Source organism: Microbacterium songi (assembly GCF_042747925.1).
Lineage (GTDB): Bacteria > Actinomycetota > Actinomycetes > Actinomycetales > Microbacteriaceae > Microbacterium.
Window position 1 is genome coordinate 240526 of sequence record NZ_JBHZIE010000004.1, and the last position, 22595, is coordinate 263120.

A 22595-nucleotide genomic window follows, 5' to 3' on the forward strand; every position below is an offset into this window, starting at 1 on the left:
TTCAGTCGCCCGCGCGCTGCGCGAACGCGCTCTCATACAGGCAGACGCTGGCGGCTGTCGCGAGGTTCAGCGACTCGGCGTTGCCGTAGATCGGCAGCCGCAGAGACATGTCGGCGAGGTCGAGGGATGCCTCATCCAGCCCACGAGCCTCGTTGCCGAAGAGCCATGCGGTGGGCTCGCGGAGCAGCCCTCGCGAGGCCAGGAAGTCGGACCCGCCGACGTCGGCGGCGATGATCCGGAGACCGGCGTCGCGCGCGGCCGCCGCGACTGCCGGGAGCTCGACATCGACGACGATCGGCACGTGGAAGAGGGAACCCGTCGTGGCGCGGACGACCTTGGGGTTGTAGGGGTCGACGGTGCGACCGGTGAGGAGCACCGCATCGGCGCCCGCCGCATCCGCAGCGCGGATGATCGTGCCGAGGTTGCCGGGATCGCGCACTTCCTCGCAGACGGCGATCAGTCGCGGTCCGGCGGCGAAGACATCGCGGAGCGAGGTCGGCGATTGCCGGGCGACCGCGATGATCCCCTGGGGGGTGACCGTGTCGGCCATCGCCGCGATCACCGCCTCGGTCGTGAACTCGACGTCCACCCCGGCCCCGCGAGCAGCCTCGCGGACATCGGCGTGGCGTTCGAGCGCGGTGGGTGTCGCGAAGAGCTCGAGCACGGTGTGCGGACGAAAGGCCAGCACCTCGCGGGCGGCCTGCGGGCCCTCCAGCAGGAACAGGCCGGTCTCTTCTCGAGCACTGCGCTTCGCGAGCTTCGCCACGGCGCGAACACGGGGCGAGCGCGGGTTCTCGAGCACCTCACCAGTGTAGAGGTGCGGTCACGGCGGATGAGAAAGGGCGCCCTCTGAGGAGGACGCCCTTTCATCACAACGGGGTCAGGCGGAGACCTTCGCCGCGTTGACGTCGGCCGGCAGAGCCGTCTTCGCCGTGGCGACCAGCGACGCGAAGGTCGCGGGCTCGTTCACCGCGAGCTCGGCGAGCATGCGCCGGTCGACCTGCACACCCGCGAGGCCGAGGCCCTGGATGAAGCGGTTGTAGGTGAGACCGTTCTGGCGGCTCGCAGCGTTGATGCGCTGGATCCACAGACGGCGGAAGTCCCCCTTGCGCTTGCGACGATCCCGGTACGCGTAGACGAGGGAGTGGGTGACCTGCTCCTTCGCCTTGCGGTACAGGCGCGAACGCTGTCCGCGGTAGCCGGACGCGCGCTCGAGGATGACGCGACGCTTCTTGTGGGCGTTTACCGCCCGCTTGACTCTAGCCATTTCGTTCTGTTCCTATTCGTACGTCGGCGCGCGTCAGCGGCCGAGGAGCTTCTTGGCCTGCTTGGCGTCACCCGGAGCGAGGACCTGCTCCTGGTTCAGACGACGCGTGCGACGGCTCGACTTGCCCTCGAGGTTGTGGCGCATGCCGGCCTGCTGCTTCATGAGCTTGCCGCTGCCGGTGACCTTGAACCGCTTCTTGGCACCCGAGTGGGTCTTCTGCTTCGGCATTGTCTGTCCTTTGTTGATGAGCCCTGCGGGCGATGGAGAGTTACCCGCGGAGCGGGAGACTGTGGGGGCCTATTCGGCGTCGGCCGGAGCGGCCACGCGGTCGGCGTCCTCGGGACGGGGCGGACGCGCCGCCTCGCGGTTGGCAGTGCGCTGGGCATTCTGCTCGGTCTTGACCTCGGACTTGTTCTTGTGCGGGGCGACCACCATGACCATGTTGCGACCGTCGATCGTCGGGTTCGATTCGACCGTGCCGAACTCGGCGACGTCCTCGGCGAACTTACGGAGCAATCGGACACCCTGCTCGGGACGCGACTGCTCACGACCACGGAAGAGGATCATGGCCTTGACCTTGTCGCCCGCCTGGAGGAAGCCCTCGGCGCGCTTGAGCTTGGTCGTGTAATCGTGCGCCTCGATCTTCAGACGGAAGCGAACCTCTTTGAGGATCGTGTTCGCCTGGTTGCGACGTGCTTCCTTGGCCTTCTGCGCAGCTTCGTACTTGAACTTCCCATAGTCCATGATCTTGACCACAGGGGGCTTCGAGTTCGGAGCCACCTCGACCAGGTCGAGGTCAGCTTCCTGAGCAAGACGCAGCGCCACCTCGATGCGGACAACGCCGACCTGCTCACCGGCGGGGCCGACGAGGCGAACCTCGGGGACGCGGATGCGGTCATTGGTACGGGGATCGCTGATGCGGAACTCCTCTTCGTGGATTGAGACCACCTCAACGCGTTCAGCGTCTCGGCCCACGAGGGCGACTCCACCCGGCACGACGCGTGAACGCCGGCTTCGCACCCTGAACCCCGCGAAGGGCTACCTCTCTCTGATGAGAGAGGCGGAGTGCCATGACCCGGTAGCCTTGAGCGGCAAGCGCGGGTGGGATGTCATCCTCTTGGATCCGGGGCAGAACGCTCCGGAGGCCCGACCAGCTTAGCAGAGAGAGTGACGTGAACACGATTCCTGATACCGACGACGGCCTTCCCCAGGAGACGGACGGGACGGATGCTGCGCGTCAGGCTCGTTGGGAGGAGCAGGAGCGTGCCGCCACGGCCGCCACAAGGGACATCGCCGACGTGCCGGCGGTGGAGGTCATCACGACCGCCGCCGTGCACCTCATGAGCGCGGCCGCCGTCAAGCTCGGCCTCGCCGACGACCCGGACACGCAGATGGATCTCGATGAAGCCCGCAAGCTCATCAACGCCCTCGCCGGCCTCATCACCGCCGGCGCGCCCGAGATCAGCGACATGCACGCACGCTCCCTGCGCGACGGTCTGCGATCCCTGCAGCTCGCGTTCCGCGAAGCATCCGCCATTCCTGATCCGATCGGCAAAGGGCCGGGCGAGAAGTGGACCGGACCGGTCAACTGACCTCGTCCCACGGCGTCAGGGGCGGGAGCGGACGAGCTTGACCGTCAGCGAATCGACCAGGGTCGCGACGCGGTCGTCCGCAGCCCACCGACGCGCCAGCCGCGACAAGACCGCTTCGAGCTCCGTCGCGTCGAGGCCGTCGATCAGGGTCAGCTTGACGATGATCTCCGGCCCCCGCAGGCGGGCTGCCGGATCGCCGGACTCGACCGCGAGGTCGACCACGGCCAGTTCGCCGCCGATGCTCTGCTGCAGCCCGAGGAAGACCTCGGGCGAGGCGTAAGCGGGCTCCCACGGCTGGTTCTGCGCGATCGCCCACACCGCCGGTCGGCGGATGACGAACTCGGTGTCCGAGCCCGGGTCGATCACGATCAACTCGGTGTCGTCCGCCGATGCCGCGAGCGCCGTGCGCACGCCCTCGGCAGGCACCGGCCTGGCCGAAGAGTCCCACCGGCCCAACGCCGCCACCGAGGTGAACACCGGCAGCACGCGGCGGCCGTCGGGGGCTGCGACCGTCACGATCGAGAGCTCCTGGGTCTTGTCGACCGCCAGCCCGTGGACGCCGACGCCCTCTTCGCCCTTCGCCGCCACCAGTGGGATCAAGAGACGCGCCGAGCGATAGGCGTCGATGACGGCGACCGGGTCGCCGGCGCCGCCGACGACTGCGGCGAGCGCGGCGAGCAGGGCGGGATCAGCCGACCCGTCGTCGGACGAGTGCGGATTGGGTTCGAACCGACGCCCTTCCCACGGAACGCCCGCGGAATCGCCGGCGCGCCCGTGCGGATCGTTGCCGCCTGTCGCGCCGGGGTCACCGGGGTGCTCAGCCGCCGGCGACATCGAGCGCTTCCGCCAGCGTGAACGCTCCGGCGTAGAGCGCCTTGCCGACGATCGCCCCCTCGACGCCCAGCGGCACGAGATCGCGGAGCGCCGCGATGTCGTCGAGGCTCGAGATGCCGCCGGACGCGACGACGGGCTTCGGCGTCCGGGAGGTCATCTCACGGAGCAGCTCGACGTTGGGCCCCTGCAGCGTTCCGTCCTTCGTGACGTCGGTGACGACGTAACGGCTGCAGTTGGCCGCCTCGAGACGATCGAGAACGGTCCAGAGATCGCCGCCCTCGCGCGTCCAGCCGCGCGCCGCGAGCGTCGTTCCCCGCACATCGAGGCCGACTGCGATGACCTCGCCGTAGCGCCCGATCACGTCGGCCGCCCATTCGGGGTTCTCGAGCGCCGCCGTTCCCAGGTTGATGCGGGCGGCGCCGCTCTCGAGAGCGGCATCGAGCGTCGCGTCGTCGCGGATGCCGCCCGAGAGCTCGACCTGCACACCGCGCACCTGCCGGATCGCCTTGCGGAGGACCGATGCGTTGTTGCCGCGACCGAACGCGGCGTCGAGGTCGACGAGGTGGATCCACTGCGCACCCTGGCGCGCCCACTCGAGTGCGGCATCGACCGGGTCGCCGTAGTTCGTCTCCGTGCCGGCCGCCCCCTGGGTGAGACGGACGGCCTTGCCGTCGGCGACGTCGACCGCAGGCAGCAGGATGAGTTCAGGTGTGGATGCGAAGTCGTTCATAGCTCCTCGTGCCGACGGGTGCGGCGACGGATCTCACCGGCGATTGGCACGAGGTCAGAGCGTAGCCGCGCCGAGCCCGTCGATCCAGTTCGACAGGAGGCGGATGCCCGCAGCCCCGGATTTCTCGGGGTGGAACTGGGTCGCGGAGAGCGGACCGTTCTCGACCGCCGCAAGGAAGGGCACACCGTACGTGCACCAGGTCAGCGTCGGCTGCGGGAACGGCGCCTGCACGTCGAGCGTCCACTGCTGCGCGGCGAAGGAGTGGACGAAGTAGAACCTCTCGTCCTCGAGGCCGGCGAACAGACGCGATCCCGCGCCGGACTGCACGGTGTTCCACCCCATATGCGGAAGAACCGGGGCATCGAGCTGAGTGACCGCCCCGGGCCACTCCCCCATGCCTTCCGTGTCCACACCCCGCTCGACCCCGAGCTCGAAGAGGACCTGCATCCCGACGCAGATACCGAGGACAGGGCGCCCGCCCGCGAGCCTGCGACCGATCAGCTCGTCGCCGCGACTGGCGCGCAGCGCATCCATCACGGCTCGGTACGCGCCGACGCCGGGCACGACCAAACCATCGGCCTCCCGCACCAGCTGGCGGTCGCTGGTCAGCCGCGCGTCAGCACCTGCGGCATCGAGCGCCTTCACAGCGGAGTGGACGTTGCCGGATCCGTAGTCGAGGACCGCGACCACTGGACGGTCGCTCACAAAGCACCCTTCGTACTGGGAACACCCTGCACGAGCGGGTCGACCGCCTTCGCCTGGCGGAACGCGCGAGCGAATGCCTTGTACTCGGCTTCGGCGATGTGGTGCGGGTCACGGCCTGCGAGCACGCGCACGTGCACGGTCAGCCCACCGTTGAAGGCGATCGCCTCGAACGTGTGCCGCACCAGTGAACCGGTGAAGTGTCCGCCGATCAAGTGATGCTCGAAGCCCGCCGGTTCGCCGTCATGCACAAGGTACGGGCGGCCGCTGATGTCGACGACCGCCTGGGCGAGCGCCTCGTCCAGCGGGACCAGGGCGTCGCCGTACCGCGAAATGCCGACTTTGTCGCCGAGGGCCTCCCTGATCGCCTGTCCGAGCACGATGGCGACGTCTTCGACCGTGTGGTGCGCATCGATGTCGGTGTCACCCGAGGCGCGGACGGTGAGATCGGTGAGCGAGTGCTTCGCGAACGCCGTGAGCATGTGGTCGAAGAACGGAACAGTGGTGTCGATGTGGCTCGTACCGGTCCCGTCGAGGTCGAGGGTCAGCTCGACCGTGGACTCGCTCGTGGACCGACGAAGCGACGCCGTACGGTGGACATCCAGGGCCGTCATACGCCCGATCCTAACGAGGCCAGCGCATCGAGGAACGCGGTGGTCTCCTCTTCGGTGCCGGCGGTGACACGCAGATGTCCGGCCATCCCGACGTCGCGGATGAGCACTCCCCTGTCGTACAGGGCCTGCCACGTGGCGGCGGGATCCTCGACCCCGCCGAAGAGCACGAAGTTCGTCCACGAGTCGTACGGCTCGTAGCCGAGCGCCTCCAGGGTGGCGGAGATGCGCTCGCGCTGGACGACGATCTCGTCGACCATCCCGAGCATCGTGTCGGAGTGGCGCAGTGCAGCCGTTGCCGCCGCCTGAGTGAGGGCGCTCAGGTGGTAGGGGAGCCGCACCAGACGAAGGGCGTCGATCACGGCGGGATCGGCGGCGAGATACCCCACTCGTGCGCCGGCGAAGGCGAAAGCCTTGCTCATCGTGCGGGAGACGACCAACCGCTCCCGGCCGTCGAGCAGCGTCACTGCGGAGCGCTCGTCGCGGGGGGCGAACTCCTGATACGCCTCGTCGACGATGACGATTCCGTCGGTCGCGTCGTAGACGGCCTCGATGACGTCTAGGGTCATCGGAGTGCCGGTGGGGTTGTTCGGCGCACACAGGAACACGACATCCGGCTGCGCATCCGAGACCTGGGAGGCGGCATCTTCCGGCGTCACCAGGAAGTCGTGCCCTCGCGATCCGCCGATCCAGGATGCGCCCGTTCCCCGCGAGATGAGCGGGTACATCGAATACGTCGGCGCGAAGCCGAACGCCGTTCGGCCGGGTCCCCCGAACGCTTGCATCAGGTGCTGCAGCACCTCGTTCGAGCCGTTGCCCGCCCAGATCTGTTCGAGGCGCAGGCCGTGTCCGAGATAGTCGGCGAATCCCTCGCGCAGAGCGGTGAACTCTCGATCGGGGTAGCGGTTGACATCGCGCAGAGCCCGAGCCACCGCGTCCAGGATGTCGTCGGCCACGTCCTGCGGAACAGGATGGGTGTTCTCGTTGACATTCAGCGCGATGGGCAGTGCCGCTTGAGGTGCGCCGTATGGCGTCATCCCCCGCAGGTCGTCACGAATCGGCAGATCTTCCAGGCGTGCACTCACCTGTCCCATCGTAGGCGGGAGAGCGCCGCGCCCGGCCGACGAAGTGCTTCAGCGCGCTGCGCTGTACTGCGCCGGGATAGCCAGTTCCTGACCCGCGGACACCGTTGCGCCCTCCAGAGCGTTCAGGCGGACCATCGCGTCGACGACATCCCGCGGGTCGGCATGCGGGGCGACGTCCTGAGCGATCGACCAGAGCGAGTCACCCGACATCACCGTGACCGTCGCGAACGTGGTCGGGGGCGCGCCGTCCTGCGCCGAGGCGATCGCCGAGCCGCCGCTGACGAGAGCCAGGACGAGGACGCCTGCTGCGGGGAGCGCGGCGAGGGTGGCGAGGACGCGACGCCCCCGCACGGTGAGCGTGAGACGCGTGGACTTCGAGAACGAGGGGCTCGAATAAGCCCGGTCTGAGAACGCGACGCTGGTCATGGCTCCTCCTGGGGTGGGAAGAGATTCGTACTCGACCCTCGGCCGGGAGGGCCGAATACGAATCTCTTTTCCGAAGCTATCTTCGACGTGAGAGATTGTCAACCGGGGCCCCGGGGTCTGATTGTTCGAACGCGACACGCGCGCCACCTCCTCTTCGGATCGCTCGGAACCGGATACGGTTTCGATAGCGACACCCCACCACGGACCTCCGACATTCGAAGAACGATGCCGATCAGAGGCCGTGAGAGTAGGAGAGATCATGAGCGAGGCCACCCCGCGGGAGAAGCCCCAGACGCGCAGGCGGAAGAGTCTGAGCGACAAGCAGATCGCGATCCTCGAGGTCATCCAGCGTTCGATCGCACGCCACGGCTACCCGCCGAGCATGCGCGAAATCGGCGACGCGGTCGATCTCAAGTCGCTGTCGAGCGTGACCCACCAGTTGAATCAGCTCGAGTTGAGCGGATACCTGCGTCGCGACCCCGGCAAGACCCGCGCGATGGAAGTCCTCATCGATCTGCCCGGCATGTCGACGGAGAACCCCGCCGATTCCGCCCCCGCCGTCGGCGACGCGGCCATGGTGCCGCTCGTCGGTCGCATCGCCGCCGGCGTGCCGATCACCGCGGAGCAGCAGGTGGAGGAGATCTTCCCGCTTCCGCGTCAGCTGGTCGGCAAGGGTGACCTGTTCATGCTCAAGATCTCGGGCGAGTCGATGATCGACGCGGCGATCTGCGATGGCGACTGGGTCGTCGTGCGCTCGCAGGCGGATGCCGAGAACGGTGACATCGTTGCGGCGATGCTCGACGGCGAGGCGACCGTCAAGACGTTCCGTCGACGGGACGGTCACACGTGGCTGCTTCCGCGCAACTCGGCGTTCGAACCGATCCTGGGCGACGACGCCGTGGTTCTCGGGCGCATCGTGGCCGTTCTGCGCGCCGTCTGACCCGCCCCCTGCGCGGCGCTGCGCTCGGAAGCCCTGTCCGGCGCAGTGTTTCCGCGCTATAAGTGAGCAATGACCCTCGCCGGCAGCACCACACCCTCATCCGTCGATGAACTCCAGGCTCGGCTCGACCGCCTCGAGGCGGAGAACGCACGGCTGCGGGCGGATGCGCCCCGGCCCGCCACGAGGACCGGCCCTCCCGGCACAGGATGGCGTGCGGTGCTTTCCGCCTTCTGCATCATCGTCGCAGCGCTGCTCATCCCCACGACGATCATCGCGGGATGGGCACGCGCGCAGCTCGTCGACGAGACCGCCTTCGTGTCGACCTTCGCCCCGCTCATCGACGATCCTTCCGTGCAGGCGGTCATCGTCGATCAGGCATCGTCGGCCATCACGGAGTCGGTCGACCTCGACGGGATCACGGATGACCTGTTCGACGGCGTGGCCACCCTCGACCTCCCGCCCGCCGCGCTGTCATCCATCGATCTCCTGCGCGGCCCCGCCGCCCAGGCACTCGACGGTCTGGTGACCACCACGGTCAGCCGGGTGGTCGCGTCGGACGCGTTCTCGGGAATCTGGCAGACGACTCTCGTGGCGAGTCACCGCGCGCTCGTCGCGACGGCGAACGGCGGGAGCGCGAACGGCGCGGTCACGATCAGCGACTCCGGCGAGCTCGGCATCGCCCTCGGGCCGATCGTGGACGCCGTCAAGCAGCGACTGCTCGACCAGGGTGTCGGGTTCGCGTCCGCGATTCCGACGATCGACCGCACCATCGTCATCGCGCAGAGCGACGCGCTGGCCACTGTGGGCGTCGTGTACACACTGGCGGTGACCGTCGGCTGGTGTCTCCCCTTCGTGGCGCTCGCGCTGTTCGTGACCGGTATCCTGATCGCCCGACGGCGGAGTACCGCCGTGCTGGGCTCGGGCGTGGGACTGGCGCTCGGTGGGCTGTCCGTCGCGACGGGTATCGCCGTCGGCGGTACGGTCCTCGGCCTGAGCGCCACCAACCTGGGAGTGCCGGCCACCGCCCTCACAGCGGTCTACACGGCGGTCGTCGCCGCGATGCAGCACACCGCAGTGGTCGTCATGGTCGTCGGCATCATCATCGCCCTCCTCGCGTGGGTGAGCGGGCGCTGGCGCGGTGCACGAGCCGTTCGGGGCGGGATCGCGGCGGTGAACGACAGCATCCGCTCCACGCTCACGCTCCGCGGAGTGAACACCGGCCGATTCGGCACCTGGATGTTCCAGCAGCGGGTTCTGGTCCGCGTCGTGCTCGGCGTGCTGATGGTGCTCTGGCTCCTGCTCCTGCGCCCGCTGAGCGTGGGCGACATCTTCCTCGTCGTCATCGTCAGCGCCCTCGTGTGGTGGCTCACGGAACTCGTCCAGAAGCGCGACGCAGCGTTCGTCGGCGACGCCCCCGCCACAATCGACGCGGACGCTGCCGACGTGCCCCGTGGCGCGCTCCCCTGACCAGCGTTCACAGACGCGGATGCGTCCGGTGGCAGCATCCGATCCCCGGCTGAGGTCACGCCTCGGAGACGTCCGCGCGGACGTCCTGCGCGTAGCGTGGAGCGGGTGAACGCACCCTCTGCCTACGGCTCCTGGCCCTCCCCCATCTCGGCGCAGATCGTGGCGGCCGGGTCTCACCCCGTGACCGATGCCCGCTACGTCGGTGACGCGATCTGGTGGCTTGAGCGGATGCCCGCGGAAAGCGGACGATCGACCGTGCGACGGACCGCCGCGGACGGCGGCGAGCCCGAGACGATGTTGCCTCGCCCGTGGGACGTCCGCTCGCGCGTCCACGAGTACGGCGGGGCGGCGTGGACGGCGACGACGGACGGGACGCTCTACTTCGTCGAGAGCACCGATCAGAGGGTCTGGGTGCAGACGCCGGGCGAGCAGCCGGCGCCGCTGACTCCGGCCGCGCTCGGAATGCGGTTCGCCGACCTCGCGGTGCAGCACGGCGAGCTGCTCGCGGTGCGCGAGACCCACGGAGCGTCGCGCGCCCCTCGCCGGGACATCGTCTCGATCCCCCTCGACGGCTCGGCCCGCGATGACGAAACGGCGATCATGTCCCTCGTGTCGGGGAGTGATTTCGCCGCGTACCCCCGCGTCTCCCCCGATGGCGAGCGTCTGGCGTGGATCGCCTGGGATCACCCCCGCATGCCGTGGGACGGTACCGAGTTGCGCATCGGCGACCGGGACGCCCACGGTCGGGTCTCCGACGTCCGAACGATCCTCGGCGGACCGGAGGAATCGGTGGTGCAGCCCGAGTGGATCGACGAGCGCGAGCTGCGGGTGGCGTCCGATCGTTCCGGACGCTGGAACCTGTACCGGGTGGACGTCACCACGCAGGACGAGGGGCCGGTGGCGATCGCCCCTGTCGACGCCGATACCGGTGGACCACTGTGGAACCTCGGTATCCGGTGGTTCGCGCCGCTCGACGACGGACGAGTGCTGACGGTCCGTACGAACGGCTCGGATGAACTCGCCCTCATCGATGTGGACGGCACCGTGCGAGACATCCCGACCGATGTCTCGTCCCGCCTCCTGCTGCACGACGTCCGCGGCGCCCGCGTGCTCTTCACGGGTTCCGGAGTGTCCACGCTGGGCGGCCTCTGGGAGATCGACCTCGACGACGCCACTCCATCCGCATCCCTGGTGCGCGGCACGGTCGACGCCGCACCGGATGCCGCCTGGCTGTCCCGCTCGCGGGCCATGACGTTCGAGGGCCCGCACGGGCCCGTCCATGCGTTCGCGTACGCGCCCGTCAATCCCGACCAGCCCGCCGCCGACGGCGCACCTCCGTACCTCGTGCTCGCACATGGCGGCCCCACCTCGAACGTGTCGGGCGGGGCATCGCTCGATATCGCGTACTTCACGAGCCGTGGCATCGGTGTGCTGGACGTCAACTACGGCGGGTCGACCGGCTACGGCCGGGCCTACCGGGGGCGTCTCAGCGGGCAGTGGGGCATCGTCGACCGCGATGATGTCGTGGCCGCAGCGGAAGGGCTCGTCGAGGCGGGCCTCGCGGACGGCAGCCGACTCGCGATCCGGGGGGGATCGGCGGGCGGATGGACCGTGCTCTGCGCGCTGACGGCGACCGACCGCTTCGCCGCGGGGGTCAGCCGGTACGGCGTGGCCGACCTCCGGGCTCTGGCCGAGGACACCCACGACTTCGAAGCGCGCTACCTCGACGGCTTGGTCGGGCCGTACCCGCAGGACGAGGCCGTTTACGTGGAACGGTCACCGCTCTCGCACCTGGACCGCTTCACTACGCCCATGCTGATCGAACAGGGGCTGGATGACCCCGTCGTGCCGCCGACGCAGTCCGAAGCGGTGCGCGACGCGCTGGCCGCCCGCGGGATCCCGCACGCGTACCTCGCGTTCGAAGGCGAGTCGCACGGCTTCCGCCGACCCGAGACGGTGATCGCATGCCTGGAGGCCGAGGTCAGCTTCTTCGGTCAGGTCTTCGGATTCACGCCCGCGGACGTGCCCACGCTCACCCTCGAGTGACGAGTGACGAGTGGTTCGCCCCGCGACGGACGAACGTCGCCGTCACGCCAAAAAGGGCGTGAGCTCGGCCGCGAGCCGCGCCGATACGTGCGCATGCAGCGCCGTGCCCTCGGGCTCGTGACTCTCGCTCATGATGATGCCCGTGCCGTGCACCGCGGACACGAGGTCTCCGCGGTCGTACGGGACGACCGCGTGCACCTCGACCGCGGGCATCGGCAGAGCCTGCTCGATCGCGGCACGCAGCTCATCGATACCCTCGCCGGAACGCGATGACGCGAAGAGGGCCTTCGGCTCGAGTCCGCGCAGGACGAGGCGGGTGTCGTCGTCGACGAGGTCGGCCTTGTTGAAGACGACCAGCTCGGGCACGTCACGCGCTCCGACGTCGCCCATGACGTCACGCACGGTCTGCAGCTGTGCTGCCGGATCGGGGTGCGCGGCATCCACGACGTGGACGATCACGTCGGCGTCGGCCACCTCTTCCAGCGTCGAGCGGAACGCCTCGACGAGCTGATGGGGCAGATTGCGGACGAATCCGACCGTGTCCGTCAGCGTGTACACGCGGCCGTCGGATGCCTCGGCGCGTCGCACCGTGGCATCGAGGGTCGCGAACAGGGCGTTCTCGACCAGGACGCCCGCGCTCGTCAGACGGTTGAGCAGACTCGACTTGCCGGCGTTCGTATAACCGGCGATCGCCACCGACGGCACGGTGTTGCGCTTGCGCTCGGCCCGCTTGGCGTCGCGGGCGGGTGCGAAGTCGCGCAGCTGCCGGCGGAGGATGGCCATGCGGGTGCGGATGCGCCGACGATCGAGTTCGATCTTCGTCTCACCCGGACCACGCGAGCCCATACCGGCACCGCCCGCGCCGACCTGGCCACCTGCCTGGCGGCTCATCGAGTCACCCCAACCACGCAGTCGCGGGAGGAGGTACTCGAGCTGCGCGAGCTCGACCTGCGCCTTGCCCTCACGGCTCTTGGCGTGCTGACTGAAGATATCGAGGATGACCGTCGTGCGGTCGATGACCTTCACCTTCACGACGTCCTCGAGCGCGCGCCGCTGAGAGGCCGCGAGTTCGGTGTCGGCGATGACCGTGTCGGCGCCGAGAGCGGCGACGAGGTCGCGGAGCTCCTGCGCCTTGCCTCGACCGAGATAGGTCGCCGGATCGGGATGCGGTCGACGCTGCAGCACGCCGTCGAGCACGACGGCGCCGGCGGTCTCCGCCAGTGCCGCGAGTTCGCGGAGGGAATTCTCGGCGTCGCCCTGCTCACCCTGCGGGTGCACACCCACGAGGATGACGTTCTCGAGCCGCAGTTGGCGGTACTCGACCTCGGTGACGTCCTGGAGCTCCGTGGAGAGTCCGGGCACACGACGCAGCGCGGCGCGCTCCTCCCGATCCCACTGCTCGCCGTCGCTGTGAGCGCCGACCGTGGTGGTGGCATCCTGAAGCGCCTGAGCAGACCCGAATACCCGCACACCCGAGCGCGCCTCCGACCGCGAGAGAACGCGATCCACCGGGTCGACCGACGTCTCGTCGGTGCTCGAAGGTGTCGAGATGTCTGTCATGGGGTCCTTTCCAAGGGTCCGTGAATTCTAGCCTCCCGCCGTGGGCGGGGTCTCCGGTACGCTCGCCTGCATGGGGAGCGATCATTACTTCAGCGCGTCTCCGTCCAGTGCCGAGAACCTTCGCCGCATCCGCGTCACACTCTCCGGCAGATCCGTCGAGGTGGTGACTGCGGGCGGTGTGTTCAGTCCTGATCACATCGACACCGGCACCGCAGTGCTTCTCGCGAACACCCCCCCGCCGCCGCCGGGGGGCCACCTGCTCGACCTCGGCTGCGGGTGGGGTCCGATCGCGCTGTCGCTGGCACTCGACGCTCCGCACGCCACCGTGTGGGCCGTCGACGTCAACGAACGCGCACTCGACCTCGTCCGTCGCAATTGCGACATCCTCGGCCTCACCAATGTCAACGCCGTGCTGCCCGATGATGTTCCCGACGATGTCGTGTTCCGCAGCATCCGTTCGAATCCGCCCATCCGCGTCGGCAAGAACGAGTTGCACGGCCTGCTGGAGCGATGGATCCCGCGGCTGGATGAGAGATCGGATGCCTGGCTCGTCGTGCAGCGCAACCTCGGCTCCGATTCGCTGCAGCGATGGATCGCAGCGACCTTCCCGCACGAGTACAGCGTGCATCGCGCCGCCATCGGGCGGGGTTTCCGGGTGCTGAAGGTCCGACGGCACGGGGTGACGGCCACCGGGCCCGTCGCGACCGTCTGAGGAGTCAGGCCAACGTGAGCTCGCCGCTGAAGACGAGCGTGGCCGGCCCCGAGAGCAGGACGTGGCCGTTCAACACGCGCACGCCCAGCGTTCCCCCCGGCACATCGACGCTCCACTGGTCGGGTGCCGCGGCGCCTGCCCAGTGGCGTACCGCCAGTGCGGCCGCAGCGACGCCCGTGCCGCAGCTGAGGGTCTCCCCGACACCCCGCTCGAAGACGCGCATCGTGATCGATCCGACTCCGCTGCGCACCAGCGGGTCGCTCGGCACGACGAACTCCACGTTCGCCCCGTCCGGTGGCCGGGGATCGAGCACGGGCTGCGCGGTCAGGTCGAGGTCATCGAGTTCGGCCACACTGGCGAGCGCGACGACGACGTGCGGATTGCCGACGTCGATCCCCGTCGCCGGTCTCGCGACCGGCAGCCCCCTGGCTCTCACGAGGGTGTCATCCTCCGCGACCACCCACGGTCCGAGATCGACTTCGAGGTGCTCCCCGGGGAGCGACACGGCCTTGGTGCCGGCGCGCGTGCCGATGAGCAGCGAACCGCCCTCGGCCAGGTCGGCGAGGTCGGTCTGCAGCAGGTAGCGCGCGAAGACCCGGATGCCGTTGCCGCACATCTCGGCTGCTGAGCCGTCGGCGTTGCGGTAGTCCATGAACCACTCGGCGTCCGGAGTCGCCCCGCCCTCCGCGATGGCGACGGACCGGACGACCCGGAGGATGCCGTCGGCACCGATCCCGAAGCGCCGGTCGCACATCGCGGCGACCTGCGCGTCCGAGAGATCGAGCTGCCCGTCGGGGTCGGCGATCAGGACGAAGTCGTTTCCGGTGCCGTGGCCCTTCGTGAACGGAATGGTCTGCGGCATCCCACGATCCTATCCAGGGAGACGACCGGCCTCAGTCGGCGATGAGTCGCTTGCCGGTCGTGGTGGTGTCGAACCGCTCGTACCCGAGCGTGTCGTAGAAACCGAGCACATCTTCGTTGCCCGGACGGACCATGAGCTGCACCTTGGGGCAGCCCATCTCGAGCAGCAGCTCCTCCACGTGCTCGACGAGGATGCGTCCGATGCCCTCCCCACGATGCGCGGGGTCGCTGGCGAGGTAGTAGATCCACCCCCGGTGCCCGTCATAGCCCGCCATCACCGAACCGATCACATCTTCACCTTCGACAGCGACCAGGAAGAGCTCGGGCTGCACGGTGAGCTTTCGCCGGATGTCGAGATGGGGGTTGTTCCAGGATTTGGTCAGGCCGGTCGCCTGCCACAGGGAGATCACGGATTCGGTGTCACGGAGGGCGAACGGCCGGATGCTGGTCATGAGACCAGTATCGGGGACGACGGTCTCAGGACCACCCTGTGAGTCCTTCGAGGTCGACGGGGCCGCCGCCCTCGACCCACCGGACCCCCGGATAGCGCCGGAACCACGACACCTGACGCCGCGCGTACCGACGGGTGAGCGCTCGGGTCTCGGCGATCGCCGCATCCTGCGGGAGTTCTCCCGCGAGCTGAGCCAGCGCCTGCGCGTAGCCGATGGCGCGGCGCGCCGTGACACCGCGCTCGAGGCCGCGTTCCCGGAGGTCGTTCACCTCGTCGAGCAGACCTCCCTCCCACATCCGCTCGACCCGGGTGTCCAATCGGGTCACCAGTTCGTCGCGCGGCATCCGCACCCCGATCACGCGCGTACCGGCCTGCCAGAGCGTCGGTTCGTCGGGAAGTGCGGCACCGTGGGTCTGTTCGCCCTGGGTCAGCACTTCGAGGGCGCGCACGACACGACGGCCGTTCCTCGGGTCGATCCGGGCCGCGGTCACCGGGTCGGCGTCCCTCAGGCGTGCGAAGAGCGCGCCGGGCCCGTCCGCGGCGAGCTCGGTCTCGAGCCGGGCCCGCAGGACCTCGTCACGCGGCGGAAACCGGAAGTCGTAGATCACGCCGGACACGTACAGGCCCGAGCCGCCGACCAGGATCGCATCGGCGCCGCGCTCGTGGATGGCGGCAACCGCGTTCCGCGCGACCTCCTGGTACCAGGCGACGGCGGCCTCCTCAGTGACGGAGAGCACGTCGAAGAGGTGGTGCGGAATGCCGCGCTGCTCGTCCGGTCGGAGCTTCGCCGTGCCGATGTCCATGCCGCGGTACAGCTGCATGGCGTCGGCGTTGATGATTTCAGCAGGCCTGCCTTGCGCGGACAGGTGCTGCGCGAGGTCGAGCGAGAGTCCAGTCTTGCCGGTACCGGTCGCCCCCACGATCGCCCACAGCCGCGGTGGCGCCTCGTGATCGGTGCTGTTCACACCCCGATGCGCAGCGAGGGGAGCCCCAGTGCGACGGCGGTGGTGGCACCCGACGACGCAGCGCCGGCGGGGACGCCGCAGGATTCCGCCTGCGTGCGGTCCCACGCGTCGCCTGCCCGCGTGCGGCGGATGCGGAGCGCGCCGCCGTCGAGCGAATCCGCGAGGAGATGGAAAGGCGCCGCGCGGGTGATGACGACGCTGACCACGTCACCCGGACGGGGGACGTCGGAACCGACGGGCAGTTCGAAGTGGACCAGGCGGTTGTCTTCTGCGCGCCCGGTGAGCCGATGTGTCGCGGCGTCCTTCTTGCCCTCGCCCTGCGAGACCAGGACCTGAACCTCCCGGCCGACCTGCTTCTCGTTCTCTTCGAGCGAGATGCGCTCCTGGAGGGCGGCGAGGCGCTCGTAGCGGTCCTGCACGACGGACTTCGGCACCTGGTCGGGCATGGTCGCTGCGGGTGTGCCCTCACGGATCGAATACTGGAACGTGAAGGCGCTCGCGAACCGAGCCTGTTCGACCACGCGCAGCGTCTCGAGGAAGTCCTCTTCGGTCTCACCGGGGAAGCCGACGATGATGTCGGTGGTGATGGCGGCGTGCGGCATGCGCTCGCGAACCCGGTCGAGGATGCCCAGGAACTTCTCGCTGCGGTAGGACCGGCGCATGTTCTTCAATACGCGATCGCTTCCGGACTGGAGCGGCATGTGCAGCTGGGGCATGACGGCGGGCGTCTCGGCCATCGCGTCGATGACGTCGTCGGTGAAGGCAGCGGGGTGCGGGCTCGTGAAGCGGATGCGCTCCAGCCCGTCGATCTGGCCGGCAGCGCGCAGCAGCTTTCCGAAGGCGTGGCGGTCGCCGAACTCGACGCCGTACGAGTTGACGTTCTGGCCGAGGAGCGTGACCTCGATCGCACCGTCCTCAGCGAGCAGGCGCACTTCGTTCAGGATGTCGCCGGGACGACGGTCCTTCTCCTTGCCACGCAGGCTCGGCACGATGCAGAAGGTGCACGTGTTGTTGCAGCCGACCGAGATCGACACCCACCCGCTGTAGACCGAATCGCGTTTCGTGGGAAGGGTGGAGGGGAAGACCTCGAGGGCCTCGAGGATCTCCAACTCGGCCTCGTCGTTGTGCCGCGCCCGTTCGAGCAGACTCGGCAAGGAGCCCATGTTGTGCGTGCCGAACACGACATCCACCCATGGGGCCTTGTCGAGCACGACGTCCTTGTCCATCTGCGCCATGCATCCGCCGACCGCGATCTGCATGCCCTCGTGCCGGTCCTTGCGGGCCTTGAGGTGCCCCAGGGTGCCGTAGAGCTTGCCTGCAGCGTTGTCTCGGACAGCACACGTGTTGATGACGACGACGTCGGCCTCGGCTCCGTCGGCGGCAGGCACGTAGCCGGCGCTCTCGAGGGAGCCCGAGAGTCGCTCGGAGTCGTGGACGTTCATCTGACAGCCGAACGTGCGCACTTCGTAGGTGCGTGCTCGTCCGCTCTCGTCGTGCGCCGAGGGCGAGGGCGCGATGATCGTGGGGGTGCCATCCAGCAGAGTCATGATTGCTCGATTCTACGGCGCGCCGGCAGCCGCTCGATCAGGCTCAGCGGATGCGCGCCCGGATGCGCATCGCGGACAGCGCCGTGCACACGACCGTGATCCCCACCAGGACGGCGATCGCGACGCCGGTCGGCACCAGCCACTCCCCCACGATCGAATCGATCCCGTAGACCGCGCGCAGCGCCTCGTCGGACGCGGGCTCCCCCCCGGTCACCGCGGTGAGCGATTCCGCGGTGAAGACCCGGCGCAGCAGCATCCCCGCCTGCGCGAAGGGGAGCGCGTTGATCACATCGCCGACGGTGGTGGGGAGAGATCCCACCGGGATGTAGGCGCCCGCGATGAAACCCAGGACCGTGCCGATGATCGTGGACATCGCCGAGAACGCGCTTGCCGTGCGCACGAACGACACGACGAGCGCCGACAGTGACGTGAACGCGAAGCAGAACAGGGTGACGAGGCCTGCAGCGCGCAGGACCGCGGCGGGACCGAGCCACAGTCCATCGACGAGGCCCAGGTAGATCACACTGAGCGCCAGGACGAGCAGGGACATGATGACGGCGACGGCGACGGCGGCGATCAGATAGCCGAGCACGATCTGCCCTCGGCGGATCGGTGAGACGAGAAAGTCGCGGAACCTCCCGGATTGCGCGTCGTCCACCAGCACAGACAGGGCACCGAGGCCGGTGGTGATGGTGGTGATCAGAACGATGCCGGCGAACATCCAGCTGTCGACGAAGGCCTTGACGGCGCCCTCCCCGGCATCGGGGAAGCTCTCGGTCAGACCGGTGGTCTGCAGATTGCTGAGGAACAGGGTGTAGAGGGCGAAGAGGATGATGGCGCCGAGCAGAGAGAAGAAGACGTTCAGGCGATCCCGGAAGAAGAGCCGGAGGTTGCGGACGACGATCCCCGCGACGACCCTCACGCAGCTGCTCCCTGTGCGTCGTCGACGCCGGCATGACCCGTCAACGCCAGGAAGACGTCGTCCATGCGTCCGTGACGGAACTCGAAGTCCCGGACCGCGTCCCCGTGCTCGGCGAGGATCCGTCGGGCGACGCCCGCGTCGGGCACGGCGATGGTCACGACGTCGCCGCGGCGTGCGGAAGCCGCCTGTCCGAGCGTCGCGGTCGTCGATTCCGCCACGAGGTCATGGGAGGCCGCCAACGACACGAGGGCTGACCGATCAGACGTCGTGACAGACAGCACGCTGCGACTGTACGTCGACCGCAGCTCGGTCGGGGTGCCGTCGGCGATGATGCGGCCGCGGTCGATGATGCACACGCGATCGGCCTCCTCGGTCTCCTCCATGTAGTGCGTGGTGAGGAACACCGTGAGCCCGGACGACCGCCGCAGCTCCTGGATGGTCCGCCACACGACGGCGCGACTCGCAGGATCGAGACCCGCGGTGGGCTCGTCGAGGAACAGGATGCGCGGTTCGTGAAGGAGCGCCCGAGCGATGTCCACACGGCGCTTCTGTCCGCCCGAAAGGCGGCCGTAGCGGCGGTCGAGGAAGTCGCCCAACTCGATCAGATCGGCCAACGCCGTGATGCGCGCACGGGTGCGCGCGGCGTCGAGACGCGCGAATGTCGCCCGCAGCGTCAGGTTCTCGCGAACGGTGAGCTCGGGATCGAGCAGGGCATCCTGGAACACGACTCCGATCTCGGCCCGCACGCTCTCCCCGTCGGAACGGACGTCATGACCGGCGATCTGCACCGTTCCCGCTTCGAACGGAAGCGTCGTCGTGAGGCAACCGATCGTCGTCGACTTGCCGGCGCCGTTCGTGCCGAGGAATGCGAAGACGAGTCCGTCATCCACATGGAAGCTCAGATCATCCACCGCTGTCAGCGAACGGTAACGCTTGGTCAGCCCTGTCACGTCGATCGCCATCGGAGCCCCTTTCACCGGTAGGGCTCACGATACGAGATCACAGGCACCGACGGGGCTGCGCCCAGCGTGGGACGGCTCAGCGGAATCGAACGGCGCTGCCGCCGCCTGCCTCATCCCGAGCCCGCGCCATCGCCGTGCGCGCAGCAGTGCTCGCGACCGACCCGCCGAATCCACGCCTGCCCAACTGACCCATCAGACGCCGCATCGCCGTCTCGTCGTCATAGCGGACAAGCGAACGCGCTTTCGTCGTCGCGAATTCGAGGGCCCGCTCCACGTCGTCATCCGGCAGTTCTGCCACGACGGCGTCGACGACATCCCGCGACACCAAACGCTTGACGAGCAGTTGTCGAATCGCTCGAGAACCCATGTCCTTGCGCGTGGTCGCGCCGTGCACGATCTGTTCGGCCAGAAGCGCATCGTCGAGCCACCCACGGGTCACGAAGTCTTCGACGGCGTCGTCCACCTCGTCGGCGTCAAGGCCCGCTGAGCGGAGGGTCGACCGCGCTTCGGCGATCGACAGGCCCCGACGACCCAAGCTGCGGGTGAGCGCCACCCGCGCGCGCTCGATAACGGTGGCACGATCATCGACCTCAGCCTCAGCCTCAGCCTCGGTCATCTGCTCACCCGCTCCACCTCGCGGCGAACCGCCGCGACTGCCCGTGCCGCGTCGCGATGACGACGTCAGCGCCGACGGGGACGCCGGTGCCGACGGACCCACCTCGGGAGCGGCATCCACGAGCAGCTCGTCTTCGGGCAGATCGGTGAATGTCACGGCTCTGCGCGGGCGATCGGGAAGGGCCCGGGTGATCATCTGCGGTCCGGCGGTGTTGGAGGCGCGACGTTCACCGAACAAGGGCGTGACGGGGGCGAGCTGTTCACGCTCACCCCCGTGCTCCGTCGTCATCGTCAGGCCGAGCGCTTCTTGGTCAGCTCCGCCACTGGGGGCGCACCGACAGGCGCCTCGACGAGCTTCGGCGTGCCGATGCCGAGCTTCGTCTTGATCTTCGATTCGATGTCGGCCGCGATATCCGGGTTCTTGAGCAGGAAGTTGCGCGCGTTCTCCTTGCCCTGCCCGAGCTGCTCGCCGTCGTAGGTGTACCACGCGCCGGACTTCTTCACGATCTCGTGCTCGACGCCGAAGTCGATCAGGCTGCCCTCGCGGGAGATGCCGACGCCGTAGAGGATGTCGAACTCGGCCTGCTTGAAGGGCGGAGCCATCTTGTTCTTGACGACCTTCACGCGGGTGCGGTTGCCGACCGCGTCGGTGCCGTCCTTGAGTGTCTCGATGCGACGGATGTCGAGGCGCACGGACGCGTAGAACTTGAGCGCCTTGCCACCGGCGGTGGTCTCCGGCGAGCCGAAGAACACGCCGATCTTCTCGCGCAGCTGGTTGATGAAGATCATGGTCGTATTGGTCTGGTTGAGGCCACCGGTGAGCTTGCGCAGAGCCTGCGACATCAATCGCGCCTGCAGCCCGACGTGGGAGTCGCCCATCTCCCCCTCGATCTCGGCACGGGGCACCAGCGCTGCCACGGAGTCGATGACGATGAGATCGATCGACCCCGAACGAATGAGCATGTCGGCGATCTCGAGAGCCTGCTCACCCGTATCGGGCTGCGACACCAGCAGCGCGTCGATGTCGACGCCGAGCTTCATCGCGTAATCGGGATCGAGCGCGTGCTCGGCATCGATGAAGGCGGCGATGCCGCCGTTGCGCTGGGCGTTCGCGATGGCATGGAGGGTGAGCGTCGTCTTTCCCGAGGATTCAGGGCCGTAGATCTCGATGATGCGGCCGCGCGGGAGCCCACCGACGCCGAGAGCGACGTCGAGGGCGATCGAGCCCGTCGGAATCACTTCGACCGGCGCACGGTCGTCGCTGCCCAGTCGCATGACCGAGCCCTTCCCGAACTGCCGGTCGATCTGGGCGAGGGCCGATTCGAGGGCCTTCTCGCGGTCAGCTGTTGATGGCATGGCGTGCTCCTTATGCTCGCGTTCCGTCGCCTGTAGGCTGTCGCGCTCCGACCCGGTGGGGCGGATGCTGCGACAAGGCGTGTGGTGTCGTTCGACGTTGTTCACGCTACGAGGGGCCTCCGACATCCGGACCTGCACCCGCTCGTGACCGTGGACAGTTCGTCACCGGCATCACCTGTGCAGGAGCCTACGCCGCTGTCGAACAGATCTTCGACGACACGCCGTGCTCGGAGACGGCTCGCCGCGTCGGGCCGGCAGCCGGCGATGGCACACGGAACATGGCCGTGACAGCTCTACTTCTGGCGCGGGTCCAGCCGTCCGACGCCGTAGCGCTGCGTGACCGGCACATCGGCCTCATCGCACAGCGCAAGCCAGATCTCGCGCGGCGGAACGCCGTCGCGAAGGGCCTGGGCGGGGGTCAGACCACCCACACCGCCCAGCACGAGGTCGTTGACCAGCGCGGCGGCCGAACCGCCGAACTGCTCGTCGACGGCGCGCAAGAACTCACTGCGACGCACGGGCGACTCGCGTTCGGCGGATCAGCGCAGCGACAGCTCGGCGTCGACGGACGCGACGAGCTCGTCGGGAACGACATCGGGGAAGACCTGCAGGCCCTCGACGACCGAAAGACGGTCGCTCACTTCGCGCATGATCGTCGAGATGGGAACATCCAGCGCATCGGCCACCGAGGCGAGGATCTCGCTCGAAGCCTCTTTCTGACCGCGCTCCACCTCGCTGAGGTAACCGAGCGCGACGCTCGCACGACTCGCGACCTGTCGGAGGGTGCGACCCTTCTGCTGACGGAAGTCACGCAGGACTTCACCGATCTCTTGACGTACAAGTATCATTCGGGCCCCCTCCTCACTGCTGGTTCCTGCCGTTGTCTGGGTGGACTACGGTACAACACCGACTGGTGCCAATCTAATCCCGTGCGCTGGGGAAAG

At 68.5% G+C, this 22595-nt stretch carries 26 protein-coding genes; 5 read left to right on the plus strand and 21 right to left on the minus strand.

Annotation, left to right across the window (positions count from 1 at the left end):
• Position 1: 1 nt before the first annotated feature.
• The 4 genes from ACFM35_RS07585 to infC form a co-directional block, all read right to left on the minus strand.
• Positions 2-802 carry a TrmH family RNA methyltransferase gene (locus ACFM35_RS07585; RefSeq protein ID WP_378840409.1) on the minus strand — a complete coding sequence of 267 codons (801 nt, stop codon included), beginning with the start codon at positions 800-802 and terminating at the stop codon, positions 2-4.
• A gap of 78 nt (positions 803-880) precedes the next feature.
• On the minus strand, positions 881-1267 hold the full coding sequence (rplT, locus tag ACFM35_RS07590) for a 50S ribosomal protein L20 (protein ID WP_378840412.1): 387 nt from the start codon (positions 1265-1267) through the stop codon (positions 881-883).
• Between the two features lie 33 nt (positions 1268-1300).
• On the minus strand, positions 1301-1495 hold the full coding sequence (gene rpmI / locus ACFM35_RS07595) for a 50S ribosomal protein L35 (RefSeq protein WP_076681003.1): 195 nt from the start codon (positions 1493-1495) through the stop codon (positions 1301-1303).
• Positions 1496-1564: 69 nt separating this feature from the next.
• Positions 1565-2215, minus strand: a complete 651-nt coding sequence (infC, locus tag ACFM35_RS07600) for a translation initiation factor IF-3 (RefSeq protein ID WP_378840416.1) — start codon at positions 2213-2215, stop codon at positions 1565-1567.
• 233 nt (positions 2216-2448) lie between these two features.
• Between infC and ACFM35_RS07605 the strand changes: the two genes are divergently transcribed.
• Positions 2449-2859, plus strand: a complete 411-nt coding sequence (locus ACFM35_RS07605; protein WP_378840693.1) for a DUF1844 domain-containing protein — start codon at positions 2449-2451, stop codon at positions 2857-2859.
• Positions 2860-2874: 15 nt separating this feature from the next.
• On the opposite strand, the gene ACFM35_RS07610 is transcribed toward ACFM35_RS07605, so the two are convergent.
• From ACFM35_RS07610 to ACFM35_RS07635, 6 genes are read right to left on the minus strand one after another with little or no spacing between them, the layout of a single operon-like run.
• A complete protein-coding gene (locus ACFM35_RS07610; RefSeq protein WP_378840419.1) occupies positions 2875-3693 on the minus strand; it encodes an SseB family protein in 819 nt (272 codons plus the stop codon).
• Positions 3677-4423, minus strand: a complete 747-nt coding sequence (gene priA / locus ACFM35_RS07615) for a bifunctional 1-(5-phosphoribosyl)-5-((5-phosphoribosylamino)methylideneamino)imidazole-4-carboxamide isomerase/phosphoribosylanthranilate isomerase PriA (RefSeq protein ID WP_378840422.1) — start codon at positions 4421-4423, stop codon at positions 3677-3679. Before priA ends, ACFM35_RS07610 begins: the two co-directional genes overlap by 17 nt.
• Before the next feature lie 54 nt (positions 4424-4477).
• Positions 4478-5128: an imidazole glycerol phosphate synthase subunit HisH gene (hisH, locus tag ACFM35_RS07620; protein ID WP_378840424.1), complete on the minus strand. Its 651-nt coding sequence runs from the start codon at positions 5126-5128 to the stop codon at positions 4478-4480.
• Positions 5125-5739 carry an imidazoleglycerol-phosphate dehydratase HisB gene (gene hisB / locus ACFM35_RS07625; RefSeq protein ID WP_378840427.1) on the minus strand — a complete coding sequence of 205 codons (615 nt, stop codon included), beginning with the start codon at positions 5737-5739 and terminating at the stop codon, positions 5125-5127. Before hisB ends, hisH begins: the two co-directional genes overlap by 4 nt.
• The gene (locus tag ACFM35_RS07630; RefSeq protein ID WP_378840430.1) at positions 5736-6830 is read right to left on the minus strand and encodes a histidinol-phosphate transaminase; all 1095 of its coding nucleotides are present in this window, start codon (positions 6828-6830) and stop codon (positions 5736-5738) included. The genes hisB and ACFM35_RS07630 overlap by 4 nt, the downstream gene beginning before the upstream one ends.
• A 39-nt stretch (positions 6831-6869) precedes the next feature.
• Positions 6870-7247 carry a LysM peptidoglycan-binding domain-containing protein gene (locus ACFM35_RS07635; protein ID WP_378840432.1) on the minus strand — a complete coding sequence of 126 codons (378 nt, stop codon included), beginning with the start codon at positions 7245-7247 and terminating at the stop codon, positions 6870-6872.
• Between the two features lie 259 nt (positions 7248-7506).
• On the opposite strand from ACFM35_RS07635, the gene lexA reads away from it, so the two are divergent.
• From lexA to ACFM35_RS07650, 3 genes are all read left to right on the plus strand, one after another.
• A complete protein-coding gene (gene lexA / locus ACFM35_RS07640) occupies positions 7507-8187 on the plus strand; it encodes a transcriptional repressor LexA (protein ID WP_378840435.1) in 681 nt (226 codons plus the stop codon).
• 69 nt (positions 8188-8256) lie between these two features.
• Positions 8257-9654 carry a hypothetical protein gene (locus ACFM35_RS07645; RefSeq protein ID WP_378840437.1) on the plus strand — a complete coding sequence of 466 codons (1398 nt, stop codon included), beginning with the start codon at positions 8257-8259 and terminating at the stop codon, positions 9652-9654.
• A gap of 105 nt (positions 9655-9759) precedes the next feature.
• Positions 9760-11700: a dipeptidyl-peptidase 5 gene (locus ACFM35_RS07650; protein WP_378840439.1), complete on the plus strand. Its 1941-nt coding sequence runs from the start codon at positions 9760-9762 to the stop codon at positions 11698-11700.
• 42 nt (positions 11701-11742) lie between these two features.
• Here the strand turns inward: ACFM35_RS07650 and hflX are convergent, their stop codons facing one another.
• Positions 11743-13260 carry a GTPase HflX gene (hflX, locus tag ACFM35_RS07655; protein ID WP_378840442.1) on the minus strand — a complete coding sequence of 506 codons (1518 nt, stop codon included), beginning with the start codon at positions 13258-13260 and terminating at the stop codon, positions 11743-11745.
• 70 nt (positions 13261-13330) lie between these two features.
• Between hflX and ACFM35_RS07660 the strand changes: the two genes are divergently transcribed.
• Positions 13331-13972, plus strand: coding sequence for a class I SAM-dependent methyltransferase (locus ACFM35_RS07660; protein WP_378840695.1), 642 nt, complete (start codon positions 13331-13333; stop codon positions 13970-13972).
• 4 nt (positions 13973-13976) lie between these two features.
• Here the strand turns inward: ACFM35_RS07660 and dapF are convergent, their stop codons facing one another.
• The 10 genes from dapF to ACFM35_RS07710 form a co-directional block, all read right to left on the minus strand.
• Positions 13977-14834, minus strand: a complete 858-nt coding sequence (dapF, locus tag ACFM35_RS07665; protein ID WP_378840445.1) for a diaminopimelate epimerase — start codon at positions 14832-14834, stop codon at positions 13977-13979.
• Positions 14835-14865: 31 nt separating this feature from the next.
• Positions 14866-15285 (minus strand): GNAT family acetyltransferase, encoded by a 420-nt coding sequence (locus tag ACFM35_RS07670; RefSeq protein WP_378840447.1) that lies wholly within the window; start codon positions 15283-15285, stop codon positions 14866-14868.
• A 25-nt stretch (positions 15286-15310) separates the two neighbouring features.
• Positions 15311-16249: a tRNA (adenosine(37)-N6)-dimethylallyltransferase MiaA gene (gene miaA / locus ACFM35_RS07675; protein ID WP_378840449.1), complete on the minus strand. Its 939-nt coding sequence runs from the start codon at positions 16247-16249 to the stop codon at positions 15311-15313.
• Positions 16246-17796 carry a tRNA (N6-isopentenyl adenosine(37)-C2)-methylthiotransferase MiaB gene (gene miaB / locus ACFM35_RS07680; RefSeq protein WP_378840452.1) on the minus strand — a complete coding sequence of 517 codons (1551 nt, stop codon included), beginning with the start codon at positions 17794-17796 and terminating at the stop codon, positions 16246-16248. Before miaB ends, miaA begins: the two co-directional genes overlap by 4 nt.
• A 43-nt stretch (positions 17797-17839) precedes the next feature.
• A complete protein-coding gene (locus tag ACFM35_RS07685) occupies positions 17840-18718 on the minus strand; it encodes an ABC transporter permease (protein WP_378840454.1) in 879 nt (292 codons plus the stop codon).
• Positions 18715-19680 (minus strand): ABC transporter ATP-binding protein, encoded by a 966-nt coding sequence (locus ACFM35_RS07690; protein ID WP_378840457.1) that lies wholly within the window; start codon positions 19678-19680, stop codon positions 18715-18717. The genes ACFM35_RS07685 and ACFM35_RS07690 overlap by 4 nt, the downstream gene beginning before the upstream one ends.
• A 76-nt stretch (positions 19681-19756) precedes the next feature.
• Positions 19757-20584 (minus strand): regulatory protein RecX, encoded by an 828-nt coding sequence (locus ACFM35_RS07695; protein WP_378840460.1) that lies wholly within the window; start codon positions 20582-20584, stop codon positions 19757-19759.
• Positions 20585-20586: 2 nt separating this feature from the next.
• The gene (gene recA / locus ACFM35_RS07700) at positions 20587-21651 is read right to left on the minus strand and encodes a recombinase RecA (RefSeq protein WP_378840463.1); all 1065 of its coding nucleotides are present in this window, start codon (positions 21649-21651) and stop codon (positions 20587-20589) included.
• Between the two features lie 293 nt (positions 21652-21944).
• Positions 21945-22169 carry a DUF3046 domain-containing protein gene (locus ACFM35_RS07705; RefSeq protein ID WP_378840466.1) on the minus strand — a complete coding sequence of 75 codons (225 nt, stop codon included), beginning with the start codon at positions 22167-22169 and terminating at the stop codon, positions 21945-21947.
• Between the two features lie 21 nt (positions 22170-22190).
• Entirely contained in the window at positions 22191-22499 is a 309-nt protein-coding gene (locus ACFM35_RS07710; RefSeq protein ID WP_378840468.1) for a helix-turn-helix domain-containing protein, read from the minus strand.
• Between the last annotated feature and the right edge of the window lie 96 nt (positions 22500-22595).